Origin of the sequence: Pseudoalteromonas sp. S4492, assembly GCF_005886115.1 — a bacterium.
GTDB classification, from domain to species: domain Bacteria; phylum Pseudomonadota; class Gammaproteobacteria; order Enterobacterales; family Alteromonadaceae; genus Pseudoalteromonas; species Pseudoalteromonas gelatinilytica.
On sequence record NZ_PNCP01000018.1, the window covers coordinates 1 to 24,307 of the forward strand.

Annotated in this window: 23 protein-coding genes; 4 read left to right on the forward strand and 19 right to left on the reverse strand. The window is 41.2% G+C overall.

The annotated features are described in order from the left end of the window. A partial coding sequence (locus CWC28_RS05235) for an HvfA family oxazolone/thioamide-modified RiPP metallophore (protein ID WP_502704929.1) occupies nt 1-307 on the reverse strand: 307 nt, incomplete at its 3' end. A 173-nt stretch (nt 308-480) separates the two neighbouring features. Here CWC28_RS05235 and CWC28_RS05240 point away from each other — a divergent pair. Together CWC28_RS05240 and CWC28_RS05245 are read left to right on the forward strand one after the other, a co-directional pair. Beyond that, the gene (locus tag CWC28_RS05240; RefSeq protein ID WP_063705911.1) at nt 481-1,458 is read left to right on the forward strand and encodes a tRNA-dihydrouridine synthase; all 978 of its coding nucleotides are present in this window, start codon (nt 481-483) and stop codon (nt 1,456-1,458) included. Between the two features lie 51 nt (nt 1,459-1,509). After that, nucleotides 1,510-1,845 (forward strand): TraR/DksA family transcriptional regulator, encoded by a 336-nt coding sequence (locus CWC28_RS05245; protein WP_063705913.1) that lies wholly within the window; start codon nt 1,510-1,512, stop codon nt 1,843-1,845. A gap of 11 nt (nt 1,846-1,856) precedes the next feature. Here CWC28_RS05245 and CWC28_RS05250 read toward each other — a convergent pair whose 3' ends face one another. The 10 genes from CWC28_RS05250 to pyrC all read right to left on the reverse strand — a co-directional run bounded on the left by CWC28_RS05250 (nt 1,857) and on the right by pyrC (nt 11,010). Next, complete coding sequence (locus CWC28_RS05250; RefSeq protein WP_138624841.1) at nt 1,857-2,861, reverse strand: hypothetical protein; 1,005 nt, start codon at nt 2,859-2,861, stop codon at nt 1,857-1,859. Between the two features lie 56 nt (nt 2,862-2,917). Continuing rightward, complete coding sequence (locus CWC28_RS05255; RefSeq protein ID WP_063705917.1) at nt 2,918-4,177, reverse strand: tetratricopeptide repeat protein; 1,260 nt, start codon at nt 4,175-4,177, stop codon at nt 2,918-2,920. A gap of 11 nt (nt 4,178-4,188) precedes the next feature. Further along, nucleotides 4,189-4,806, reverse strand: a complete 618-nt coding sequence (locus CWC28_RS05260; RefSeq protein WP_063705919.1) for an energy transducer TonB — start codon at nt 4,804-4,806, stop codon at nt 4,189-4,191. Continuing rightward, nucleotides 4,806-5,210, reverse strand: a complete 405-nt coding sequence (locus tag CWC28_RS05265; protein WP_054551557.1) for an ExbD/TolR family protein — start codon at nt 5,208-5,210, stop codon at nt 4,806-4,808. The genes CWC28_RS05260 and CWC28_RS05265 overlap by 1 nt, the downstream gene beginning before the upstream one ends. A gap of 14 nt (nt 5,211-5,224) precedes the next feature. Further along, the gene (locus CWC28_RS05270) at nt 5,225-5,749 is read right to left on the reverse strand and encodes a MotA/TolQ/ExbB proton channel family protein (RefSeq protein WP_036967538.1); all 525 of its coding nucleotides are present in this window, start codon (nt 5,747-5,749) and stop codon (nt 5,225-5,227) included. Next, nucleotides 5,749-7,113, reverse strand: coding sequence for a MotA/TolQ/ExbB proton channel family protein (locus CWC28_RS05275; RefSeq protein ID WP_063705921.1), 1,365 nt, complete (start codon nt 7,111-7,113; stop codon nt 5,749-5,751). Before CWC28_RS05275 ends, CWC28_RS05270 begins: the two co-directional genes overlap by 1 nt. A 6-nt stretch (nt 7,114-7,119) precedes the next feature. After that, the gene (locus CWC28_RS05280; protein WP_063705924.1) at nt 7,120-7,890 is read right to left on the reverse strand and encodes a DUF3450 domain-containing protein; all 771 of its coding nucleotides are present in this window, start codon (nt 7,888-7,890) and stop codon (nt 7,120-7,122) included. A 474-nt stretch (nt 7,891-8,364) separates the two neighbouring features. Next, nucleotides 8,365-8,979, reverse strand: coding sequence for a response regulator transcription factor (locus CWC28_RS05285; protein WP_063705929.1), 615 nt, complete (start codon nt 8,977-8,979; stop codon nt 8,365-8,367). Nucleotides 8,980-9,413: 434 nt separating this feature from the next. Then, nucleotides 9,414-9,623 carry a cold-shock protein gene (locus CWC28_RS05290; RefSeq protein WP_036967526.1) on the reverse strand — a complete coding sequence of 70 codons (210 nt, stop codon included), beginning with the start codon at nt 9,621-9,623 and terminating at the stop codon, nt 9,414-9,416. Nucleotides 9,624-9,963: 340 nt separating this feature from the next. Next, nucleotides 9,964-11,010, reverse strand: coding sequence for a dihydroorotase (gene pyrC, locus CWC28_RS05295; protein ID WP_138624842.1), 1,047 nt, complete (start codon nt 11,008-11,010; stop codon nt 9,964-9,966). Nucleotides 11,011-11,201: 191 nt separating this feature from the next. On the opposite strand from pyrC, the gene CWC28_RS05300 reads away from it, so the two are divergent. After that, nucleotides 11,202-13,571 (forward strand): EAL domain-containing protein, encoded by a 2,370-nt coding sequence (locus CWC28_RS05300; RefSeq protein WP_138624843.1) that lies wholly within the window; start codon nt 11,202-11,204, stop codon nt 13,569-13,571. Between the two features lie 43 nt (nt 13,572-13,614). Here CWC28_RS05300 and CWC28_RS05305 read toward each other — a convergent pair whose 3' ends face one another. Beyond that, nucleotides 13,615-15,894: an acyl-CoA dehydrogenase gene (locus CWC28_RS05305; RefSeq protein ID WP_138624844.1), complete on the reverse strand. Its 2,280-nt coding sequence runs from the start codon at nt 15,892-15,894 to the stop codon at nt 13,615-13,617. A 168-nt stretch (nt 15,895-16,062) separates the two neighbouring features. On the opposite strand from CWC28_RS05305, the gene CWC28_RS05310 reads away from it, so the two are divergent. After that, nucleotides 16,063-17,913: a M2 family metallopeptidase gene (locus CWC28_RS05310; protein WP_138624845.1), complete on the forward strand. Its 1,851-nt coding sequence runs from the start codon at nt 16,063-16,065 to the stop codon at nt 17,911-17,913. Between the two features lie 57 nt (nt 17,914-17,970). On the opposite strand, the gene CWC28_RS05315 is transcribed toward CWC28_RS05310, so the two are convergent. From CWC28_RS05315 to nagB, 7 genes are all read right to left on the reverse strand, one after another. Further along, a complete protein-coding gene (locus CWC28_RS05315; RefSeq protein ID WP_062564210.1) occupies nt 17,971-18,759 on the reverse strand; it encodes a putative porin in 789 nt (262 codons plus the stop codon). A 221-nt stretch (nt 18,760-18,980) separates the two neighbouring features. Beyond that, nucleotides 18,981-19,355 (reverse strand): PH domain-containing protein, encoded by a 375-nt coding sequence (locus CWC28_RS05320; RefSeq protein ID WP_054551567.1) that lies wholly within the window; start codon nt 19,353-19,355, stop codon nt 18,981-18,983. A gap of 2 nt (nt 19,356-19,357) precedes the next feature. Continuing rightward, the gene (locus tag CWC28_RS05325) at nt 19,358-20,266 is read right to left on the reverse strand and encodes an ABC transporter ATP-binding protein (RefSeq protein ID WP_138624846.1); all 909 of its coding nucleotides are present in this window, start codon (nt 20,264-20,266) and stop codon (nt 19,358-19,360) included. Then, nucleotides 20,263-21,081 carry an ABC transporter permease gene (locus CWC28_RS05330; RefSeq protein WP_105173964.1) on the reverse strand — a complete coding sequence of 273 codons (819 nt, stop codon included), beginning with the start codon at nt 21,079-21,081 and terminating at the stop codon, nt 20,263-20,265. Before CWC28_RS05330 ends, CWC28_RS05325 begins: the two co-directional genes overlap by 4 nt. 114 nt (nt 21,082-21,195) lie before the next feature. After that, on the reverse strand, nt 21,196-22,374 hold the full coding sequence (locus CWC28_RS05335; RefSeq protein WP_063705941.1) for a cystathionine beta-lyase: 1,179 nt from the start codon (nt 22,372-22,374) through the stop codon (nt 21,196-21,198). A 19-nt stretch (nt 22,375-22,393) separates the two neighbouring features. Then, a complete protein-coding gene (gene nudC / locus CWC28_RS05340) occupies nt 22,394-23,311 on the reverse strand; it encodes an NAD(+) diphosphatase (RefSeq protein ID WP_063705944.1) in 918 nt (305 codons plus the stop codon). 114 nt (nt 23,312-23,425) lie between these two features. Continuing rightward, entirely contained in the window at nt 23,426-24,220 is a 795-nt protein-coding gene (nagB, locus tag CWC28_RS05345) for a glucosamine-6-phosphate deaminase (protein WP_063705946.1), read from the reverse strand. Nucleotides 24,221-24,307 lie beyond the last annotated feature (87 nt).

The following is a 24,307-nucleotide window of genomic DNA, read 5'->3' on the forward strand; positions in this document are numbered from 1 at the left end:
CCCACCTCCCTTCTGACGCAGCTTTTTTGTCTGCTCCACATTTACCTTCGCCGCACTTACCTTCTTTAGCTGCTTTTTTGTCTGCGCCACATTTACCTTCGCCGCACTTACCTTCTTTTTCAGCTTTCTTGTCTGCGCCGCATTTGCCTTCGCCACACTTACCTTCAGCGGCGTCTAGCTGATAACCAGCTTGCATTTGCTGAAATTCAAATGGGTTTGCACTGGCATCAGTCGCTACAAAACTTGATGCACCTACTACAACTGCACCTAATGTTAATGCAATTGAATTTTTCTTAATTGTGTTCATTCGATGACTCTCTTTTTTATAAAGGGTTATTTAACAAGACCCGAGAACTAAAAATTACTTTCAAATTTTTTATAATTATTTTCTGAAAGTGCCAAGATTGCAAATTACGATTTATAAAACAATCAAGAACAGCTAGAATACGCGTCCTAATTTTTGATGAGTTAACAGGTATCATGCGACTAGTTTTAGCACCGATGGAAGGCGTTGTAGATTTTAAAATGCGACAACTCCTAACTGATTTAGGTGGATTCGATTTATGCGTAACTGAGTTTGTTCGTGTCGTTGAAGACACACTGCCCGAGCGCGTATTTCATCGCTATTGTCCTGAGTTAAAAACTGCTGGCTATACCCGTGCAGGCACCCCTGTGCGTATTCAGTTACTTGGTCAAGTAGCCAATGCGCTAGCTGAAAATGCAGTTAAAGCTATCAATTTAGGGTCTCATGGTATCGATTTAAACTTTGGTTGTCCGGCTAAAACGGTAAACAAAAGTAAAGGTGGTGCAGTACTTTTAAAAGATCCAGAACATATGTACGAAATTATTAAAGCCGTTCGTGATGCTGTCGATCCGCGTCATGAGGTGAGTGCAAAAATTAGACTTGGTTTTGATGATGACAGCAACAGTCAAGAAATTGTTGATGCTGTGGTGAGTGCAGGTGCATCAAGTCTTGCTATTCATGCCAGAACTAAAAGAGATGGTTACAACCCACCGGCATACTGGGAAAAAATTCCACCATTAATTGAAGGCAAAAACATTGCTGTGGTTGCCAACGGTGAAATCTGGCAAGTTGAGGATGCTATGTTGTGCCAAAAACGCAGCCATTGCCAAGACCTAATGCTAGGTCGTGGTGCGCTAGCAATGCCTGATTTAGCAAAACAAATAAAATCGCATGTAGAAAATGAGCAGTACAGTCCGATGCTTTGGGAACATGTGATATACCACATCATCCATTCTTCGATGCATCAAGAAGAAAGTAAATGTGAGAAGTATTTTGCCTCTCGAACCAAGCAATGGCTTGGTTATTTAAAGCGCCAATACCCACAAGCCAACGCACTATTTGATGAGATCCGACGTTTAAAAGCGAAAGATGAAGTCGCTGACGTACTAAGAAAGTACGCCAAAGCGCCGAGTATTGATACAAATCATAATTAGCTAACGATTTTTGTTTGATAATACCAGTATTGCCCACTTGGAAGAAACGCGATGAACAATACTGAAATTCAAACAAAGTTATCTGCGGAACTTGCGCAGGTTAGACAACGTTTACTGGATATGCTGGCTAAATCTGATCAAGGCTACCATCAGCAACTGCTATCGCAACTCAAGGATAATCCCCCTTCAGAGTGGTTAGAGCTGACAGCGAATAATCTTGGCCCTGAGTATCAACTATTAATTGCTCGCATAGAAAAATTAGAAGCAGCTCTATGCCAGATTGATATTGGGCAATATGGTTATTGTTGTGATTGTGAAGAGAAAATTGATGATGAACGTTTACTTGCAGATCCAGCAAGTCAGCGCTGTCGGCGATGCGCTCCTTAGAGCGCAGCACATTAATTTACAAATATAAAACTCATCGCAGGATAAAGGACAATATCCTCAATTAACCAATCAGCTTGCAGCTGATCAACATTCAAACGCTTCATTAAGTTGACACGAGCTTGCTGTTCACTCCACGAGTGATAATGGATCCCCACATCAGTTTCCATCATTACTTGCCAAAAGTATTGCTCGCCTTCTGATAATTCACGTTTATTTTTCAGCGGATCAATGAATTCTAACTGCCAATCAAAACCATCGTGCTGATGTTCTTGAGTAAAATAGCTCATTACTAATGGTTTAGTATGCGAATCAGTTAAAGGTAGCAAAAAATCAGCACTGTGAGGCTGCTTTAAAGCCTGTTGTATCTCGCTAAGCCAATCTAACGGTGGTTTAGTTACACCACTAAAGTAATTTAATTTACTCTGATACCAATCTTTCCCATTCGCCAAGCCAACCAAACCCAGTTTTGTGCGTGGCTTATATTGGGTTAAATATTGATTAAGTTTATTGAGCGCTGTTTGCACGTGGTTATCATTGTTATTTAAATGAGCTGTAACCATATTATGTAACAAGGTTAATTCGATTTTATTCAGTTTAAGATTACTCTGCTCAGCTGCAATTAAACGTGTTTCAACCAATTCTAACCAGGCTGCTAATCCCTGCTCACTGAAATCACCTTGTAGACGAGCGTTGCTAATAACATCACGTTGAATTGGCCATACAAAATAACGCTCAGGGTAACGCTCAGCGATGATCAAATAGTTCAATTGCGCTCGTTGAGAGTCAGTTAACTCTGTTTCTTGTAGCCCTTTATAAGCTAGGTGTCGTGCCTGTAAATAGCTCTCAGAGAAAGGCCAACTTGTTACCTTGCTATGTTCATTTTGGTTAGATAATAAATTATTAATGTTTCGAAGTTCTTGCTGTCCTTCGTGAACCGTGTTGAATTTTGTAGTTTGCTCAGAGCAAGCTATCAGCATCACACTGGCGACAAGTAATAATACGATCTGTCTTAGCATTATAAAATTCCATAAAAAAAGCCCCAGAGGGGCTTTTTAATTTAAAACAACATCAATTAGATTTTCACGCCATTACGGTTCGCTTTATCTTTGATGAAGGTTGACCAGCTCTTCGCGAATTTACGCGTACGCGGATCATCCATTGCTTTAGTGATAGCGTTGTAAGCTTGCTTATACTTCTCTTGGTAGTAGTAAGCTTCAGCTAAGTCAGAGTAAATAGTTCCTTTTTTATCAGAACCAAGCTCTAACGCCTTGTTCAAACGAACAACGGCTGCACTATAGTTTTGCGATTGTAAAAGTAATGAACCAGCTTTGCGGTAAAGCTCTGCATCGTCATCAAATTTAGCCGCTTCTTCATAGTATTTAGCTGCTTTTTCAATATCTTTTGAGCGGTGGTAGTTAGATGCCACTGCACTGATATTTTGCTTGTTACGCTTAACTTTGTTTTCGTTGATTGCCTTTTCAAGCACTACAGCTGCTTTGTAAGGAATATCGTTTAACGAATAAAAGTTAGAAAGTACTTTGTATTCAACTTCGTTTTCAAAATAGCCATTTTTATAGGCAACTTCCATGGTCGCAAGACCTTTCTTGAAGTCTTCGGTTTGTAGGTAATATTTACCTAAACCAACCCAGGCTTTTTTGTCTTCAGGCCAAACACGAACAATCTCTTCAGCTACTTCTACCATGTTTTTGTACTGTTTAAGTTCAAAATAGGCAGCTAGCTTTAATTGGTAAGAGGCTTTAGCAGGCTCTTTTGCCAATTCGATTGCTTTGTTTGCAGCAGGAAGTACGTCTTTATAAAGTTTTAACTCGTAGTTTGCTTGCGCAATACGTGTATAAACTTTGTCGTCTTCCTCACCTGTGAAGTCCATCCAAGCTGCATAAGCTTCTTTCGCTTTTGCATATTGCTCTGTACCTGCGTACATATCACCTAATAGTTTTAGGCCTTGCTCTTGGTCAGCAAAGTTTAAAACGTCAGGTTTAACAGCTGCTTGAACGTGCTTGATAGCTAACTGATACTGCTCTTTTTGAGCGTACATTTGACCTAAATAACGGTCAACAGTCGCTTTGTCGAAGTCATCTGATGCATCAATTTCTTTAAGTAATGCAATCGCTTCGTCAAGCTTTTCTTCATTATACAAGTCAAACGCTTTAATTACTTTCTTACCAACGCGCTCACCCATAACTTTAGTTTTTGCTTTCTTACGCGCTTCAATCTTCGCGTAATCTGGCGCAGCTAAAGCAGGTGCAGTGAATGCCACACCTGATAGTGACATAAGAAGCGCAAGAGCAGTTACTTTAGATAAATTTCTCATTACTCGCCTCCTTAGTTGCCTTGGTTAAGTTTAAAGTCTAATTGAACCTGAAGACCCGGTTGTCTTTGTGGCTTACCATCAATAACTTTAGGACGGTATTTCCACTTAGATAACGCACGCTTAGCTTCACGGTCGAAGATACGTTTAGGATCAGCGTCGATCACTTGAATATCTTCTACACCACCAACTTCGTTGATAGTGAATGAAAGTTGTACCCAACCTTCTTTACCATCACGCGCTGCTTGCGTTGGGTATTTTGGTTCAATACGAACGATAGGTGTCGCGTCACCATCACGTCCAAATGCACCTGGACCACTTAGGCCACCAGCTGTGCTACCCACATCGATGCTTGGCATATTAAATGACAAACCACCAGTGTTCGGGTTGCTGTTTTCCGGCTGAGGCGGCTGCGGTTTAGGCGGCTGCTTTGGCGGTGGCGGAGGCGGAGGCGGAACACGCTTCCTCTCCTGCACCTTAGATTCAGGCGGATTCGTCATAATTTCGACTACGATCTGTTCTTTTTGTTCAGTCGCACGATCAGCTCCACCGGAGATGAGGTACGCCATGAAGTAGAACAAGCCGAAAGTAACTGCCCCACCTGCAATCAGTGAAAACAGAAAACGAATCATTACTGATCTCCAGCTATTGAAATTTTAAGGTTATCACCCGTCGCTTTGATCTGGTCCATAACTTTAACTACTACGCCGTGTTTTGCTTCTTTATCAGCTTGCAAAATTACAACTTCTGTAGGTTGTTCTGCTAATAAACTTTCAAGCTTAGCTGATACACGTTCAACGTCTACTTGTTGTTTATCAATCCAGATCGCACCGTCAGCACGGATAGCAACAAAAATGTTTGCATTTTTTTGCTTCGTAGCTGCAGCTGCTTTAGGTTTATTGACTTCGATACCAGCCTCTTTAACGAACGATGTAGTTACGATAAAGAAAATAAGCATGATAAATACGATGTCAAGCATTGGCGTCATATCAACCGCTGCTTCTTCTTCTTCACGAAAACGTTGTTTACGTGCCATATTTAATTCTCTCTCTAGTGATGAGGCATGCTATCTACAAGTTTAGCTTTCGCCATTCTCGCTCTTGCCTCAAGGCGTGAGCTAAAGAATACTCCAGATAGTGCCGCAACCATTCCAGCCATTGTTGGGATTGTTGCCATTGAAATACCTGATGCCATTAAACGTGCGTTACCTGTACCTTGAGTAGCCATGGTTTCGAAAACCGCGATCATACCCGTTACAGTACCTAGTAAGCCGATTAAAGGACAAATAGCTACCAATGTCTTAATCAACAACATACGCTGATCTAATTTTTCAGACGCTTCAGAAATCCATGCTTCACGGATTCTGTGTGCGTACCAAGACGTAGTGTCTTGGCGGGCATCCCACTGAGCTACGATGTCCTTCGTCATACGAGGAAACTCAGCTAGTAGGAACCAATAGCGCTCAATCATTAAAACCCACATAAGAAAGAGTGCTATCGCGACCACGTATAAAACCTGGCCGCCTGTGCCAACAAAATCCCTGATAGATTCCCAGATCTCCATCAGGACTAGCATTAGGCTTTCTCCTTCTCCGCGTGAGCAGCGATGATACCTGCGCTTTGCTCATCAAGGACATGTAGAACCGACTTACTACGACCCGCAACGATTGAGTGAAGTAGGATAAGTGGTAGAGCTGCAATTAGACCTAACGCTGTAGTTACAAGTGCTAGAGAGATATTACCAGCCATGATCTTCGGATCACCTGTACCGAACAATGTGATTGTTTGGAACGTAAGGATCATACCGATTACCGTACCTAGTAGACCTAGTAATGGAGCGATTGCTGCCAAGATCTTGATGATGTTGATACCAGCTTCGATGCGAGGCGTTTCACGTAGGATTGCTTCGTCAAGTTTAAGCTCAAGGTTTTCAACGTCTTGATTCTTGTTGTCAGCGTAAACCTTAAGAATACGACCCAGAGGGTTGTTTGTATTCGGAGTAGAAAGGTTTTTAAGCTGGCTCTTAATCTTAGTGCTAGTAAGCGCAAGATCAATGAAACGAACGATGAAGATAAGTAGACCAACAACAAGTAATACTGTGATGATGTAACCTACTTCAGCACCTTGCTCGTAGTATTCCATTAACGATTTTTTCTGCGTGTTGATACGTAAGATCGCGCCACGAGTCGGGTCGATGTATACGCCAGCGTAGTTGTCTGCAGAAGTTTTTTCTAAATCGCTGATACCAGCTAGGATGTAGCTATCAGGTTGCTTACCTAGAGGTTGGATCGCTTTAGTTTCTGGAGAGTAGATTAAATAACCGTCGTCAGTTACTAAGTTGAAGTTACCGATACGCGTTACTTTCTTCACAGAAGATGAACCGTCAAGACCTGCAACTTCAGTTTCGAAAGTTGAAACTTTAGCTGATTCAGTCATTTCAGTTTGAAGAGAAATCCAAAGCTCTTCTAATTCACGTACAGTTGGAAGTTCTTTCGCTGCAGCTAGTGAACGAAGTACTTCAGCACGTCCTGGTTTTTCAGCAGAAACAAGTGATGCTTCGATTGAACCGATTGCATCAGCAGCTGCACGACGTACAACACCGAACATCTCACCTAACGTACCTTGAGCGTTTAAAAGAGCTTGCTCTTTTTCAGCTAAAGTATTTTCGTTTTGTGCATATTCTTTAGATAAACGATCACCACGTGCTTTTTCAGCAGCTAGGTCGCTTTTCGCTTTGTTAAGTAACGCTTGCTTGTCAGCACGAGCTGAAAGGAACTCTTGTTCACGTTGCTTGTTTAATTTGCCTTCAGAGATACGTTCTTGCTTAACTTGCTCAAGAATTTTGTCTAAAGCATCAGTGTTTGCGTGTGCATTAAGCGCGGTACCTGCAGAAACAGATAGTACTGCTGCAACAGCAAAACCTTTAAATAGTTTCTTCATTATTGATTACTCCGCGCCGAAGATTGGTAGTTTAACAAGTTCTAATGTCGCTTGTTTACGCGCCATACGGATAACTTCTTTAACAGGTTTTAGGTATTCTTCACCTAATTCTTTCCACTGTTTAGTGTTGTTATCCCACACCCACGCGTGCTTAAGGTCAAAAGACTGAGCTACGTATGTGATACGACCTAAACGACCGAAGTCAACGTTGATGCTCTTACCATCGATCTCAAGAGTACCTTGAGAAGCAGTTACAGCTGAGCTGTATGCAGTTTCAACAGTGTAAGCTTCAAGAACTTGGCGGAATTTTTCAGATGTAGTAACTGATGCTGACGCCATGATGTCACGAAGTCTTTCAACACGTGTTAAACGGTTTTCAAGATTGAACGGAACGTCCGCTTTGATGAATTGCTCAAGCGTATCGATCATGCGATACATCAAAGGCACAACGTTTTGTTTCGTGTTATCGATAGTTGCGATTTGACGGTCAAACGATTCGATTGAAGCGTTTTGGTCAGCGACCAAACGTGCTACGTGATCGTTATAAACCTTCATTAGCTCAGTTTCGTCAACAACGCTACGGTACTCAGCGATTAGCTCTTGAGTTTGACCATATACATTGTCAATTTTAGTTTGAGACTTAACAGCAGCCTTTTGAATTTGTTGACCTGCATCTTGCACATCTTTCAAAGGATCTGCAATCACATTGCTGCTTGCAAATGCAAAAGCGCCAACCAACGCTGATGCTACAAGACTCTTTCTGATTTTAACAGACATAGTTCCCAACCAATTAAGTAATGTTACTTTTATAATTTAATTACCCTCCGAAGAGGACAACCCTGATATCTTTTAATAGATATCAACCCTCCAATAATGCTAAATGCATCAGAGTCTGTCAACTTGATGTTCGGCTTTCATCGGAAAAATTTGGTGACTCGTCGTTGAGATGAAAATAACCAAAACAACGAATTAACAAAAATATAACAGAGGTATTCAACTGCTACTTCTATAGCCCTTTACTGGCGAACATTGCATTCATGTTAGGTTCAAGCTTAAACATAAATGTAACATTTTATGAAAACAGAAAGAGCTAAAGAAAAATGAAAAAAAAATTCAGTTTATTCATCTAAAAAATCTATTTTGCAGAATTTTTATGCACCGAGCTTACATTACTGCTCAATATGCAGGCAAAACAGACACTAAACACAAGAATGAGAGAGTTGAATTCTCTCACCGCTATGGGTGAGAGAATTAAAATACAGCGCGGTCTTTTACCAGCTTTGCAAGTGAGATAATTGAATCAACTTCAAGCTTTTCAAATATTTTCGCTTTGTATGTACTTACCGTTTTGTTACTAATGAAAAGCTTTTCACCAATATCTTTGTTCGATAGGCCTTGGAGCAAATAATTCATCACCGCGAGCTCACGTTCTGTTAGTAACTCATCGATGTCTTTTTCAGAGGCAATAAGATGCTCTTGCGGAAAGAATGTATAACCACGCAAAATCATTTCAACAGCAGAAGAAATATCTTCAAGACTTTCAGCCTTATTAACAAATCCCTGTGCGCCTAGTTTCGCAGCTGTGCGGATGATGTGTTTGTCTTGCTTTGCAGATAAAAACAATACTTTGCCAGTAAAGCCACTACTGACTGCACGCTTATATAAGCTAAAGCCATCGGAGTCTTCTAACTCGATGTCTAAAATCGCCAGCGCTACATTATTACTTTTTAAAAACTGCAATGCTTCCTTTTGACTTCCAACAGCTTGTACTTCATTCACCAGAGTAGACTTTGCAAGTACCATCTTAATTGCTGTTGCCACCATCGGGTGGTCGTCTACCAAAAGTATATTGTTTCCTATGCTCATCGATTAGCAAACCTTCATTATATTTCATCAAACAAGTATAAGTTACTCAGCATTTTTTCCATATGTGGATAGGTTAAGTTTAGCGGGTTATTTCTAGATTGGTGAAAAATAACTGTAAACTTTCCTTCGCGGTTAACTTTCATGTTTGATCAAAACTACTAACTAAACATAACAGCTGATGTCATGTTAAATAAAATCCCATCGGTACAGCATATAATACTTTAGTTATGGAGAGTAGCTTTTAGGGCATAGATCGTGAACTTCTAGCTTAAGGGCTGACTAAATTAGTCATTTTCAATGCCTTTGGAGGAATATAATTTCGGTACAATTAGAGTGATATATGGTGAAGGGTAAACGTGGGGTTGTTAGGTATTAAAATGAATTTTGGTGAAACAGAAACTGTTTCACCAAAATGCTAAGTTTCACATAAATAATTATGCTACTTCTACGTTCTCAGCTTCAGGGCCTTTTTGACCTTGTTTGATGCCGAAAGATACTTGCTGACCTTCGCTAAGAGTGCGGAAGCCTGTACCTGTGATAGCGCTGAAGTGTACGAATACGTCAGGGCCATTTTCTTGTTCAATAAAACCGAAACCTTTAGCTTCGTTGAAGAACTTAACTTTACCAGTAACCGTGTTTGACATACCAAATTTTCCTGTAAGTCAATTATTAAAATTCAGCCAATATGGCTCTATCCTCCCTGAGTGAATGCCCAATAAACTTGGGGTAAAGTACAGGAAGAACCAATAACCAAACCGGTAACCGTACAGCCGCACATTATCCGTAAATTCAATACGCAAAAACTCAAAGCAATTTAAGACTAACACATTAAATAGTTTTTAGCTCTAATAATCGAAAATAATTTTAAGGTCAACCGCCTAAACAAAAATATATGACAGTACTATTTATAAACAATTAATATTCAATGAAAAAAGCCCATCAAATTGATGGGCTTTTAATTCTAAATTTATCGCTTGCTAAAACTTATTTAACTTGCCAATCCATTTGCGCTTCAGCTTTGATTGGTACTACTTCTGAATCACCTAATTTATAGCTTGCAGGTACTGTCCAGCTCTCTTTTACCAGTGTAATCGTATCTTGGTTACGAGGCATTCCGTAAAAGTCTGGGCCAAAGTAGCTTGCGAAACCTTCAAGCTTATCTAAAGCACCGGCTTCTTCAAAAGCTTCTGCATAAAGTTCAATAGCTGCGTGAGCAGTATATGCACCAGCACAACCACACGCCGCCTCTTTTTTGTCTTTATAATGCGGTGCAGAGTCAGTACCTAAGAAGAATTTTTTGCTACCGCTTGTTGCAGCACCAATTAGCGCTTGCTGATGAATGTTACGCTTAAGAATAGGCAAGCAGTAATAATGTGGGCGAATGCCCCCCGCCAACATATGATTGCGGTTATAAAGAAGGTGATGAGCTGTAATGGTTGCAGCTACATTCTCTGGTGCATTATTCACAAACTCAACCGCATCTTTTGTGGTGATGTGCTCAAGCACAATCTTAAGGCTAGGAAAGTCATTTACTACGTCCGCTAGAATTGTTTCTAGGAAAACCTTCTCACGGTCAAAAATATCGATTGATGAATCAGTTACTTCACCATGCACTAATAGCAACATACCCACTTCTTGCATTGCTTCAAGTACTGGGTAAATGTTTTTGATTGATGTCACACCTGAATCTGAATTGGTCGTCGCGCCAGCTGGGTACAACTTAGCAGCAACAATTTTACCTGTTGCTTTCGCTTTTTTGATTTCTTCTGGTGTTGTTTTATCTGTTAGGTAGAGCACCATTAATGGCTCAAAGTTACCTTGCGGGCCCGCAGCTTTAATTCGCTCATAGTAAGATAACGCAGTGTCTGTACAGGTTGCCGGTGGAACAAGGTTAGGCATGATGATCGCGCGGCCCATGTAACGGCTTGCATCACGAACGGTATCAACGAGTTGCTCGCCATCACGTAAATGAATGTGCCAATCATCAGGGCGTGTAATTGTTAGAGTTTGCATCGAATTTAAATCTGACATTGCTGGTTTCCACGGCTAAAGTTAGGGGGATAGCGTAAACGTTGAGCAAATAACCTCGCTTATTCACTCAAGTCCATATTCAGGTGCCTAGTTTACACCAGTTCCAGTTTTTTTTGAAAATAACTTTGTGGATAGTTTGATAGTAGGTTAACGTAATAAATTAATACAACATTTCGGTTACCTTTTAATCTATGCCTAAGAGTTTAGACGCTGCTTTTGCACTTGAGGTCAAAACAGACCAACTACATATTATTAATCAGTTTTCATCATCTGTGATGCAATTAGACACAGTTGAAGAATTGTTAGAATATGTCACGTCTGAAGTGGTAAGCCGCTTAGGCTTCATAGAATGTGTCATTTACTTAGCAGATGATAAAACGCGTACCCTCAAAGAAATGGCGTCTATTGGCACAGCAAGCAGCCATGATACATATCATATTGACCGTACAGAAATCAGCTTTGATCAGGGTATTACGGGGTATGTCGCAAGCACTGGTAAGCCGTTAATGATTGGCGATGTCAGTCAAGATCCGCGTTATATCGCAGATTCTCGCCCTGCTCTTTCTGAGCTTTGCGTACCATTAGTTTACAAAGAAAAAGTTCTGGGTGTCATTGACTGTGAGCACCCACAAAAACATTATTACAATGATGCGCATTTAGAGATTTTATCAACAGTGGCGCATCTATTAAGTGCTAAGATAAATCAAGTTCGCACCGTAGAAGACTTACAGCAAACCGTGATGCAGTTAAACGACGCCCAAAAACTTGAACGCTGCATGCTGCAAATCGCTAACTTAACCTATCAATCAAGCGAGCTAGATAGCTTCTTTGAGTCTTTACATGGCATTATTACCTCTTTGCTGAGGGCAGATAACTTCTTTATTGGCCTATATGACAAGCAACTAGATGTGCTTGATTTAGTTTATATTATCGAAGAAGGCGTGCGTTCTAACGCGCATAAGAAAATATCGAAAGAACAACTAAAAGACACCGCATCTTATTATTTATTAAACATCGACCAATCCTTACTTTTTACTAAAGAAGAGTTTCAACAGCACATTGATGCAGGTCATTTTAAAATGGTTGGTCGTCAGGCCGAATCTTGGCTGGGTGTACCATTTAAAGTAAATGAGCGTATTAGTGGGGTTATCGCCGTACAAAGTTACAGTAAAAGCTATCACTATGACGAACATGACCGTGCCTTACTTACGTATGTCAGCCGCCAAATTAGCATGGCAATAGACCGTCAATTATCAAGACAAGAGCTTGAGCACCGTGCTCTTCACGACGAATTAACCGGTCTTGCCAATCGCTCGTTGTTAATTGAGCGTATTAAACATGCCATTCTGCGTCTGGCAAGAGCAGATAAACGTCACCAACATGCCCTGCTCTATCTAGACTTTGACCGCTTTAAAAGTATCAATGATTCATTAGGTCATGAGGTTGGCGACCACTTTTTAGTAAAAATCTGTGAGTTGATCTTAGGTACCATTCGCAATACCGATACCTTTGCCCGTTTGGGGGGCGATGAATTTGCCATATTTATGGAAAACATCACCGATAAACAACAAATTAATGATGCCCTTGAACGCATTCAACAGGTTCTCGCTGAGCCCCTCGATATTGATGGTCATTTATTGCAAGCATCAACAAGTATTGGTGTTGCGTTTTGTGAAAGCAGTCGCGATCAAGCTTACAAGCTATTGCAACATGCCGATGCTGCAATGTACGAGGCAAAGTCGTCAGGTCGAGGCAAGGTTAAGTTTTTCAACAATACAATGCGTAAAAAACTTAAAAATCATGCAGATATAGAAAATGATTTACAGCATGGTATTGAGCATAACGATTTTGAACTTTACTACCAACCAATTTTTACCATTCAAGATGCACAGGTTGTTGGTTTTGAGGCGCTTGTGCGCTGGCATCACCCAAGTAAAGGCTTTGTCTCACCAAATGATTTTATTCCCGTTGCTGAAGACACAGGCCAGATTATTAATCTAGATTTACATTTGCTTGAGCTTGCTGCAAAGCAAATCGAAAAGTGGACGAGTGAAGGTAAAGCATTTGGCAGAATTACCGTGAATGTATCATCACGTCATTTTGCAAGCCTCGACTTTGTGGCACAAATTCATGCTTTGTACTCTAAATACAAGCTTCCTTTGGGCTCGCTGTGTTTAGAAATTACCGAGTCAGGACTAATTGGTAATTTAGAGCTCGCTACAAAAATCATAAAAGGCCTTGAGCCTCTTGAAGTAAAACTATGTTTAGATGATTTTGGCACTGGCTACTCTGCGCTTGGTTATTTACACCAATTACCTATCCATATTTTAAAAATCGATAAAAGCTTTATCGATCATTTAAATAAAGCGCATAACCCATTGGTTGATGCCATTTTATCATTAGCTCAATCGTTAAATCTCGATGTTGTTGCTGAAGGGATTGAAACAGAAAAACAATTAGCAATCTTAAAGCAAACTCAATGTAAGTTTGGTCAAGGCTTCTTAAAAGCGAAACCTATGCCAGCCAGCGAAGCAGAAAAAGTCATTAATCACGGCCTATAAAAAAGCCTTGCAAATGCAAGGCTTTGTTTATTCTAACAAGAGTTTACAGCTCGCCGGGTGCGAAGTTATCAACGGCTATCGCTTGTTTACGTAGCTCATTGGCTTGATTCATACGCTCTGCAACGGTTTCGTTAATCAAGTTTTTCTCTTTCGCTGCAGCAATTGCGCCCTCAAGCTCAAGGTTTTTCGCAATAGTGCCTTCTTTTTGCCATTTACGAAGCTGCTTAAAGTCTTCATGGGTATCAATCATGGCTAAAAAGGCATTTTCCATGACACCCGTGCCTGCATTTTCATCGACATAACAAAGATGGGTTAATCTGTCTCTAAAGACCCCTGGTTTGCTCATGTGCTCACACATTGTTTGAGCTAACTCATCGCTTGGACGGTGGTAATGATTACCTAATGGGAAGACAATACGTTTGAGTAAAAAATTAACCACAGGATTAGAGAAGTTTTTAAAGAAGCCATCGAATGCCTGACCAATGCAGAATAACGAATGCTCTACGGCATATTGCACAAAAGGTAGGTCCGCTTGCTGGCGTCCTTCATCTTCATAACGTTTCAGTACACATGAAGCAAGATATAAGTGGCTAAGCACATCACCTAAACGAGCCGAAATCATCTCTTTACGTTTTAACTCACCACCTAACACTAACATCGCAACGTCAGTACAAAACGCTAAACCACGACTCATCCGGCTCAACTGTTTGTAGTAAACAGTGGTTGCGCCACATACAGGGGCTTTAGCGAAGTAACTGCGCGTTAAACCGTGCACAAATGCCATACCTGCATTACTACCTGCAAATAAAATATGTTGCAGCAGTAATGAGTCGAATTCTTTCAAGGCAACATCATGGTCTTCCATTGCAGCTGCTTCCATTTCTTTTAAAACAAACGGATGACAGCGAGTGGCACCTTGACCAAATATCATCAAGTTACGAGTCAGAATGTTTGCACCTTCAACGGTAATCGAAACTGGGATCCCCATATAACCATGAGCTAAATAGTTATTCGGCCCAACTTGAATACCTTTACCTGAATGAATATCCATAGCGTCGTTCATAACTGTACGACCCATTTCAGTCATATGGTACTTAGCTATGGCGGTAACCACAGACGGACTTAGTTTTAAATCAATCGCCCCTGCAGTCATTAACCGTGTCGCTTCTAAGGTGTAAGTTAAACCACCTATGCGAGCAAGCGCCTCTTGAACACCCTCAAATTGGCTAATCGACACACCAAATTGTTGGCGTACGGTTGCATAGGCAGATGTCATTCTTGAAGCCAAGTGGCCAGTTGCTGTACTAAGCGCCGGTAACGAAATACCACGGCCAGCACTTAAACATTCAACTAACATACGCCAGCCTCGACCAGCGCCTTTTTCACCACCAATGATCCAATCAAGCGGAATAAACACATCTTTACCGTACGTTGTGCCATTCATAAATGCCATATTTAAAGGGTAATGACGCTCACCCGTTTGAACACCTTCATGGTCTGTCGGAATAAGGGCACATGTAATACCAAGCTCTTTTTTATCACCTAATAAACCCTCAGGATCGTACATCTTAAATGCAAGACCCAGCACGGTGGCAATGGGTGCAAGGGTGATATAACGTTTTGACCAGTTAAGTTTTAAACCAATCACTTCTTCACCGTCATGCATGCCTTTACACACAACGCCTGTATCAGGAATACTGCCTGCATCCGAACCCGCCTCAGGGCCCGTCAATGCAAAACAAGGTACATCATCACCTTTAGCTAAGCTTGGCAACCAACGCTCTTGTTGCTCTTTAGTTCCATAATGAAGGAGTAATTCGCCTGGACCTAAGCTATTTGGTACCATTACGGTAACCGCAGCGGTTAAACTCTTAGTGGCAATTTTCGATACGATGGTTGAATTTGCAATCGCCGAAAACTCGCGACCACCAAACTTTTCAGGAATGATTAACGCAAAGAACCCTTCTTTTTTTAGGTAGTCCCACACTTCTTTTGGTAGGTCTTTATCTTTTTGTACGATTTGATAATCATCAAGCATGGCTAACAAGGTTTCGACTTGCTCGCCCATAAATGCGCGTTCTTTTTCGCTTAATTCAGGTTTAGGAAAACGATGCAGTTTTTGCCAATCTGGGTTACCACTGAATAGTTCACCATCCCACCAAACATCACCCGCTTCCATAGCTTCACGTTCTGTTTGCGATAACGGCGGCAAAACTTTTTTAAACATACTAAACGTAGGTCGTGTGACAAGATTGATGCGAATGTCTTTCACAGCAAAAATTACAATCACAGCAACCAGTAACAGAATGATTACGGTCGTCATTGTGCAATCCTTTTATTTTAATTAACTGGTTCAAGTATGACTGATCGTGCCATAAATACAACGTAAGCGGCTCTTACCTAGGTTGTTTTTACCGATGCAGTTTGTTGTTTACTAAGACACTGCTATTATGCATGGGCAATAAATAACAATAAACTTCTAGGGAACGTTATGAAAAAGACTCCATTTAAGCTCAGCATGAGCGCACTTATGGTCGCAAGTGCACTAGCACTTACTGGCTGTAATGATGACGGTGCAAGCACTAAAACAACGACTGCTGAAGTCAAAACAAGCCAAGTAACAGCACAAGATGCCACTAAATTTATCGCCGATACTGAAAAAGAATTAAGCGCGCTTTATTTAGAAGCAAGCCGTGCTGAATGGATTTATGCCAACTTCATCACCCATGATACTGCTGAACTATCTGCTGAAATAAATCGCAAGATGACTGAAGCTGTTGTTCGCCTTGCTAATGAAGCTGCAAAATTCGATAGTTTAGAGCTTGATTACGATGCGCGTCGTAAACTCGATAAACTTAAACTAGCGCTCACCTTACCTGCGCCACAAGATGCTGAAAAAACAGCTAAGCTTTCACAGCTAGTGGCTGAGCTAGGGGGTATTTATGGTAAAGGTAAATACTGTAAAGAAGATGGTAGCTGTTTAAGCCTTGGCGAGATGACTGCGAAAATGGCAACGAGCCGTGATTACAATGAATTGCTTGATTTATGGCAAGGCTGGCGTCAAGTTTCAAAGCCTATGCGCCCGCTTTATGAGCAACAAGTTGCACTCACCAATGAAGGTGCAAAAGAGCTAGGTTATGCAGATACAGGTGCTATGTGGCGTAGTAAATACGACATGCCAGCCGATGATTTTGCGAAAGAACTTGACCGCATTTGGGGCCAAGTTAAACCACTTTATGATTCATTACATTGTCATGTTCGTGCCAAGCTAGGTGAAAAATATGGCGAAGATAAAGTACCACAAGACCAACCTATCCCTGCACACTTACTAGGTAATATGTGGGCACAAACGTGGGGTAACATCTACGATGTTGTTGCACCAGAAAATGCCGATCCTGGTTATGACGTAACTGAACTATTAGCTGAGCACGATTACGACGAACTTAAAATGGTACGTGGTGCCGAGAAGTTCTTTACATCAATGGGCTTTGCACCACTACCAGATACCTTCTATGAGCGCTCACTTTTCACTAAACCACAAGACCGTGATGTGCAGTGTCATGCATCAGCATGGGATATCGATAGCAAAGATGACCTACGCATTAAAATGTGTATTCAACGTACAGGTGAAGAGTTCTCTGTTATTCACCACGAGCTAGGCCATAACTTCTATCAACGCGCATATAAAGATCAGCCTGTTTACTACCAAGAAAGTGCGAACGATGGTTTCCACGAAGCAATTGGTGACACCATTGCGCTTTCTGTTACACCGGGTTATTTAAAAGAAATTGGTTTATTAGACGAGGTGCCTGATGAGTCAAAAGATATTGGCCTGTTAATGAAAATGGCTTTAGACAAAGTAGCATTTATTCCATTTGGTTTATTGGTAGACCAATGGCGCTGGAAAGTTTTCTCAGGTGAAGTAACGCCAGAGAACTACAACAAAGCGTGGTGGGAATTACGTGAAAAATATCAAGGTGTCCAAGCGCCTATCGCACGTAGCGAAGCAGACTTCGATCCAGGTGCCAAGTATCACGTACCAGGTAACACGCCTTACACACGTTATTTCTTAGCGCACATTTTACAATTCGACTTCCACAGAAGTTTATGTGAAATTGCTGGTAACAAAGAAGCGATTCATCGTTGTTCAGTTTACAACTCTGCTGAGGCGGGTGAAAAACTAAATGCAATGTTAGAGATGGGTTCAAGTCGCCCATGGCAAGAAGCTCTTGCGACGATCACTGGTAAAGAAGAAATGGATGCAACAGCAATCTTAGATTACTTTGCACCGTTACAAAAATACCTTGATGAGCAAAATAAAGACCGCCAGTGCGGTTGGTAATTATAAAAACGAAAAAGCCCGCATTATGCGGGCTTTTTTATATCATCAAATTAATGATTAAAACTGTAAGCTTACGTTTGCAAAGTATGCATCGTAATCTGAGTCATCCCAGTTGTTTGCATAACCAGCTTTTAAGCCTACGTTTTTGTTAAAGAAATGCTGTGCACCAAAGCTGTAGTCATCTTCTTTATTAAACGTTACAAATGCTGACGTTGCTTTAGAGAAGTAGTAGTTAGAACCTAGTTCCCAAGAGCTACCGCTATCGTCTGTATCTGAGATTGTACCTTCAATTGTTAGGTAGTTACCTTGTTGAAGATCCATGAAGTATTTTGCATTTACTGCACGGTAATCAAACTCATCGTCAGCTGTGAATGTGAAACCTAAGTAATCAGTGCTGTTAAGCTGGTGATTGTATTTAAGGTCGAACATCACAGTGTTGTCACCGTCTTCTACGTCGATAAATGTTGCTTTAAGAAGAAGGTTAGGATTAAAGAAGTAACCTGCAGATACATTGAATAAATCAGTATCTGAACCGTAATCGTAGTTGCTATAACCCGCACCAAATACAAAATCTTGTACGAAGTATTCACCACCGATGTTAGTTACATCACCAAAGTCATCATCAGCGTACGAACCAAACACGTTGGTTGTTCTGTTGATGTATTCAAACTGGTCGTAAGGACCCATTGTTTTCTTTGGTGCGAAGTAATATGTTGAATCAACACTCACTGTGTCGTTGCCATCGGTGTCCATGTACCCTAAATGGCTGATTGATTGGTAACTATCCGCAGCAGTCGCGGCAGTTGACAGAAGCATACTCGAAATAATAACTGCTAACTTTTTCATAAACAGATTTCCCTATTAACATTGTTTCATTGCTGTTGAAAACTAGCCTGATGGCTAAGTTGGGCACATGCTAACGTGAGAAAACTGAATGGATACTTAACTAAGCAGTTGTTTTTACTTGATTAATTGTAATAAAGTGTCGGCAAATGTAAAGAAAAAGTTGGCCGAAACTTACGTCTCCCAGCCAACTTTTAGAGAAAAAAGTAAAGTCTCTCAGTACCTTATAAAGCGAATTGGCTTATAATTCTATAAACCTCATTAATGTTATCTCCTGCTTTAAAGTCTTTGCTGATTGGCGTTGGATCTGAACCTACCCAAATTTTTAGTTCAGCATCTAGATCAAAATGCCCGGCACTTTCTTTACTAAACTTTGTGATTTTTGAGTAAGCAATGCTCAGCATTTCAACTTTAGAGCCAGTAACACCTTGTTTATCAATAATAATTAATCTTTTATTGGTAAAGATGAACATATCTCGAATGACTTTATAGGCTTTTTGTACTGTTTCACCATCAATCAGCGTATTGGCAAGTAGTTCTTCTAAATCATCATTATCGACTTCACTTGCGTTACCCATTAATCCGCTTAATAACCCCATAATTAGCTCTCCTTATGAAAAATTTGATTTTCGAGTGTGTGACCATTCACTAGTTGACGATACTGCCAACCTTGTTGATAACAAAAGTGTAGAAGATTGATATCAAAAGGCTCAGCGGTTTTCTCAAACTCGATCACATATTCTTTTGCTTGGCTCATATAAACATGATGTACATGGGCAAGGCTTGCAAGCTTTGCTTCGACATCATCATAGTTTTGATTTAACTGCAGCGTAATAAAGTGTTTATTATCCTGCGTGCTAGAACGGGCTTGATGCTCACTTAACACCCCTTTATCTAGGTGTAAAACCCCAGAGCATAATCGCTCAAGCTCAGTTAAGTCATGGGAGCTTAAAATAAATGTTGCTTCGTTACTTAAAGAACTTACCAGCTCCCTTACCTCACGAGCATGAATTGGATCAAGGCCTGCAGTTGCTTCATCAAGCATCACTATTTCAGGTGAACCAATTAATGCCTGTGCAATCGTCACTCGCTTACGCATACCATGAGAAAGGTCATCCGGTCGCTGCTTAGCCACTTCTGACAAACCAACGAGCTCTAAAACACGAGCCGTTTCTTTTTTACGAACTGCACCACTGAGCCCTTGTAATTGACCATAAAAGTTAAGTTGATGCGCAATACTAAAACGAGGATCAAGCTGGGCATCTTGTGGTAACGCGGTTAGCTTACCAAATAACGCCGCACTGCCTGGGCTATGCCCCATGACCGATAATTTTCCTGAACTTGGTAAAATATAACCACATAACAAACTGAATAACGTTGTTTTACCCGCCCCATTTGGGCCAACTAGCGCTACCGGCGCTCCTTTCTTTATTTCAAAGCTAACGTTATCGAGCGCTCGTTTAGCCCCGTAGTTTTTTGACAAGCCTTGTGCTTGAATTAAAACGGTCATAATGAGCTCCTTGCAAAAATTCGTTCACCAGCAAGCAGTAACACTGCCGTTTGTAAAAGTGGTAAACCAAGAGCCAGTGTGATGCCGGCACGTTGACCTGCCATTAAATCAAGTTGATAGCCCGGAAAAATGTAATTTAAAACCTCAAATGCAGGCCATTGCCATGTCAGTAAGCCAATCACAATATTACCGCCAGCAAAAAACAAAATAGCCAATACAAATGCAAGACGCGATGAACGGGCAAACGTGTTCAAAAAGCTCATCAAGGCAATAAATGGCATAACCGCAACAAGCAAGTAAAATAACAACATAAAGCTTCGCGATAAGCCAGAAAGCAGCAAACTTGGTTCACGATAACCGAGCATTGCAACCGTTGCCATCAAGGTAACAAACAACAATGCCGCTAAAATGAGTAGCTGCCCTAAAAAGCGACCAATAATAATTTCTGAACGAGTCGCTCTAAGTGATAAAAAGCGTAACGTACCTCGTTGTCTGTCGCCCACTGTTTGATCACTACATAAAAACAAACAAAAACTTGGGAAACTAAATAAAGCAATCAACCAATAAACGGCCAGTTCAGATTCAGGCCAATCAAGTAATTTACTGATGCCAATGGCGCCAAATGCTTGCCTAGCAAAATCGGCAAAATCAGGTGAGCTAATCAAGGTCACAGATTGGGCAATGGGGTAGCGTAAAATAAGTAGCCAACAAATGGCAAAAGCGGCAACCGCCAACAAACCACGTTTGGTTAGAAATAGTCGTACCAGCTCAAATTGGGCAATTTGTGCAAGTCGTTTAGGATGTAACTGCGTCACTCATAATCCTTAATGAATTTTATTATTAGAATTACACTAAGTTGAAACAGCTTGAATTACCAGAAAAAAAAGACCCGACAAGCGGGTCTTATGTAACAAAGTATAAACTTTAACCTAGAGGTGGCTTTCGTACACTGCAAGCGCTTGGTCAAGGTCAGCTAGTAAATCAGCCACATCTTCAAGACCAATATGAAGTCTTATTACTGGACCTTGCGACCAACCTGTTTCAGAGCGCAGCCCTTTCATGCTGAGGTTTGCCGTGACTAAGCTCTCATAACCGCCCCAAGAAAAGCCCATTTTAAAATGGTGTAGGCTATCTAAAAACGCATCAATCGCTTGTTGATTACCTTGCTTCATTACAAATGAAAATAAGCCGTTACTGCCATCAAAATCTCGTTTAAAGAACTCATGACCCGGGCACGTTGCAAAAGCCGGATGGCGAATATGATCAACCAATGGGTGTGTTTCAAGCCATTTAGCCACTTCGATAGCGGCTTGTTCATGCTGTTTTAAACGCACAGCCATAGTACGCAGACCACGTAGCGCTAAATAGGCATCATCCGCAGAGGTACATTGACCAAGTAGGTATGAATTTTCGCGAAGGGTTGGCCAATACTTTTTATTGGCAACCGCCACACCCATCATCACATCAGAGTGACCCACGATGTATTTTGTTGCAGCTTGAATACTAATATCAACGCCATGCTCAAGCGGTCTAAAATGCAGACCATTACCCCAGGTGTTATCTAGCATGGTCATTACACCGCGCTCATTAGCCTTAGCAACCATGGCTGGCACATCTTGCACTTCCATAGTGATTGAACCTGGTGATTCTAAAAACAATACGCGGGTGTTATCTTTGATAAGCTCACTAATTCCTGCGCCAATTCCCGGCGGGTAATAGGTTGTTTCAATGCCTAATCCAGCCAGTATTTTGTCACAAAAATCACGGGTCGGCTCGTAAGCAGTATCCACCATTAAAATATGATCACCCGTTTTCACAAACGAGAGTAGCGCATTGCTTATTGCAGCCGCCCCTGATGGATATAGCGCACAGCCTTCGCCGCCTTCAAGTTCAGTAATCGCTTCTTGCAGAGCAAAATGTGTGGTCGTACCGCGACGGCCATAAAATAACGTTTTGTCACCTCGCTTCTTAGCCGCTTCTTTTAAATCAGCCACCGAGTCGAATACCACTGTTGATGCGCGTTGCACCACAGGGTTCACAACTCCTTGTGTATATGCTTTTTTACGCCCTGCAGAGACGATTTGGGTATTTTTATTTGTCTTTGTCATAATTTGTCCAAGCTGTGCTTTACAGGTTGCGCCAGTGCTCAACCAAAAATCGAGAAATAGAATCTTGTCGGGTTAGTTTAAGATGACTGCCCTGCTCATGCCATTGGCCAAATTCATTAAGTTCAGCACGGCTAAACCATCTTGCATCGTCTAACTCGTCTTTATCTACTTGAATATCTTCTGAAACTGCTGTGGCCATAAAGCCAAACATAATTGATGATGGAAATGGCCAAGGCTGTGAAGCGATATATTGAATATCTGTCACCGCAACACCAGCTTCTTCCATAACTTCGCGGGCAACGGCCTGCTCTAGTGTTTCACCTGGGTCAACAAAACCAGCAAGAGTTGAAAAAACACCGTCAGGCCAGCTTGCTTGACGGCCTAGCAAGCAGCGCTCAACCCCATCTGAAAAGGTTTTAGTCACGATCATTATCACGGCAGGATCGGTTCGCGGAAAAGTTTGATGCTGGCAAGTTTGGTTCTCACATAAACGTGAATGCCCTGCTTCAACCATGTTATTTTCATGACCACAACGACCACAAAAACGGTGCGTTGCGTGCCAAAAACACAAGCCCCTTGCCAGTGCGGCAATCGAGCCTTGTTTTAGCTCAACTAGTGGGCCTAACTTGCGAATATCAACAAATTCAGCGCCATTAAGCATAGGCTCAATGAGTGAGTCTGGAACATGGCTGACATCTAAAGCAAAATGAGCCACATCATCGTCGTCTAAACCCAATAAAATGCCTTTTGATAAATCGAGATGATCCACTTGAGATAAGCGTAAATAACACACTTCAGGACTGTCTTTAACAAATAAACTTTGATTGTTATTGACCAATAACCAGCGACTCTGAGAATTCATTTGAGCCTTTAACCACTTTGGATCTTTACGGCGATTTGATGCACGATCCAATGGCATTTGAGAGTAATTCAGCATGGCATTCCTTGAAAATAGTTTACTCGCTAAAACTACCATAAGCAGATGATAAACCCAATTTATTACAGGCATAAAAAAAGCCCAAACTGGGCTTTTTTATTCTCTCTCACAATTTTACAAGGTCGCTAGGTGCGCTTGTAGTTTTTGGTTCTCAGCTTCAATATGCTGATAGAACTCTAAATCTTCTAATTTACTTGCGGCAGCTTTATCAATGATGATCACCGCATCTTTATGAAGTTGCAATGCTGAAGCTGGGCATTTAGCCATTAACGGGCCTTCTACCATGGCGTGAACGGCATCCGCTTTACTTGCACCCGTAGCTAAAAGCACTACTTTCTTGGCTTCTAAAATAGTACCAATACCCATAGTGATTGATAAATGCGGTTGATATTCGCCTTCTGCAAAAAATCTCGCATTGTCTTCAATCGTCGCTTTCGTCAGTGTTTTTACACGGGTGCGTGATGTCAAACCTGATGAAGGTTCGTTAAAACCGATGTGACCATTACGGCCAATACCAAGTAGTTGTACGTCAACACCACCAGCGGCTGTGATTTTTTGCTCATATTCAGTACAAGCAACAAGCGGATTTACTGCATCACCCGGCGGTACATGGGTGTTTTGTTTGTCGATATCAACATGGTTAAACAGCTGCTCATTCATAAAGTAACGGTAACTTTGTGGATGCTCGCCAGTTAAACCTAAGTATTCGTCTAAGTTAAATGTTGTCGCTTGGCTAAACGAAATATCGCCAGCTTTATTTTTTTCGATCAGTTGTTGGTACAAAGCAACAGGTGTTGAACCTGTGGCAAGACCAAGAACCGAGGCTGGTTTTTTTAGTAATTGTTTCGCAAAGATGTTGGCACCATACGCTGCAACTTGGGCTGCATCATCAAGAATCACTATTTGCATATCGATTAGCTCTAATTATAAGTTGGAAAAAAATGGGACCTAAAACCCAACCCCACGTGCAATCGAGCTGGGTTTTAGATCAAACCA

What these genes read in the sequence shown, in the direction of transcription:
- CWC28_RS05240 (WP_063705911.1), top strand. Translation starts at nt 481, where the DNA reads ATGCGACTAGTTTTAGCACCGATGGAAGGCGTTGTAGATTTTAAAATG.
- CWC28_RS05245 (WP_063705913.1), top strand. Translation starts at nt 1,510, where the DNA reads ATGAACAATACTGAAATTCAAACAAAGTTATCTGCGGAACTTGCGCAG.
- CWC28_RS05250 (WP_138624841.1), bottom strand. Translation starts at nt 2,861, where the DNA reads ATGCTAAGACAGATCGTATTATTACTTGTCGCCAGTGTGATGCTGATA.
- CWC28_RS05255 (WP_063705917.1), bottom strand. Translation starts at nt 4,177, where the DNA reads ATGAGAAATTTATCTAAAGTAACTGCTCTTGCGCTTCTTATGTCACTA.
- CWC28_RS05260 (WP_063705919.1), bottom strand. Translation starts at nt 4,806, where the DNA reads ATGATTCGTTTTCTGTTTTCACTGATTGCAGGTGGGGCAGTTACTTTC.
- CWC28_RS05265 (WP_054551557.1), bottom strand. Translation starts at nt 5,210, where the DNA reads ATGGCACGTAAACAACGTTTTCGTGAAGAAGAAGAAGCAGCGGTTGAT.
- CWC28_RS05270 (WP_036967538.1), bottom strand. Translation starts at nt 5,749, where the DNA reads ATGCTAGTCCTGATGGAGATCTGGGAATCTATCAGGGATTTTGTTGGC.
- CWC28_RS05275 (WP_063705921.1), bottom strand. Translation starts at nt 7,113, where the DNA reads ATGAAGAAACTATTTAAAGGTTTTGCTGTTGCAGCAGTACTATCTGTT.
- CWC28_RS05280 (WP_063705924.1), bottom strand. Translation starts at nt 7,890, where the DNA reads ATGTCTGTTAAAATCAGAAAGAGTCTTGTAGCATCAGCGTTGGTTGGC.
- CWC28_RS05285 (WP_063705929.1), bottom strand. Translation starts at nt 8,979, where the DNA reads ATGAGCATAGGAAACAATATACTTTTGGTAGACGACCACCCGATGGTG.
- CWC28_RS05290 (WP_036967526.1), bottom strand. Translation starts at nt 9,623, where the DNA reads ATGTCAAACACGGTTACTGGTAAAGTTAAGTTCTTCAACGAAGCTAAA.
- pyrC (WP_138624842.1), bottom strand. Translation starts at nt 11,010, where the DNA reads ATGTCAGATTTAAATTCGATGCAAACTCTAACAATTACACGCCCTGAT.
- CWC28_RS05300 (WP_138624843.1), top strand. Translation starts at nt 11,202, where the DNA reads ATGCCTAAGAGTTTAGACGCTGCTTTTGCACTTGAGGTCAAAACAGAC.
- CWC28_RS05305 (WP_138624844.1), bottom strand. Translation starts at nt 15,894, where the DNA reads ATGACGACCGTAATCATTCTGTTACTGGTTGCTGTGATTGTAATTTTT.
- CWC28_RS05310 (WP_138624845.1), top strand. Translation starts at nt 16,063, where the DNA reads ATGAAAAAGACTCCATTTAAGCTCAGCATGAGCGCACTTATGGTCGCA.
- CWC28_RS05315 (WP_062564210.1), bottom strand. Translation starts at nt 18,759, where the DNA reads ATGAAAAAGTTAGCAGTTATTATTTCGAGTATGCTTCTGTCAACTGCC.
- CWC28_RS05320 (WP_054551567.1), bottom strand. Translation starts at nt 19,355, where the DNA reads ATGGGGTTATTAAGCGGATTAATGGGTAACGCAAGTGAAGTCGATAAT.
- CWC28_RS05325 (WP_138624846.1), bottom strand. Translation starts at nt 20,266, where the DNA reads ATGACCGTTTTAATTCAAGCACAAGGCTTGTCAAAAAACTACGGGGCT.
- CWC28_RS05335 (WP_063705941.1), bottom strand. Translation starts at nt 22,374, where the DNA reads ATGACAAAGACAAATAAAAATACCCAAATCGTCTCTGCAGGGCGTAAA.
- nudC (WP_063705944.1), bottom strand. Translation starts at nt 23,311, where the DNA reads ATGCTGAATTACTCTCAAATGCCATTGGATCGTGCATCAAATCGCCGT.
- nagB (WP_063705946.1), bottom strand. Translation starts at nt 24,220, where the DNA reads ATGCAAATAGTGATTCTTGATGATGCAGCCCAAGTTGCAGCGTATGGT.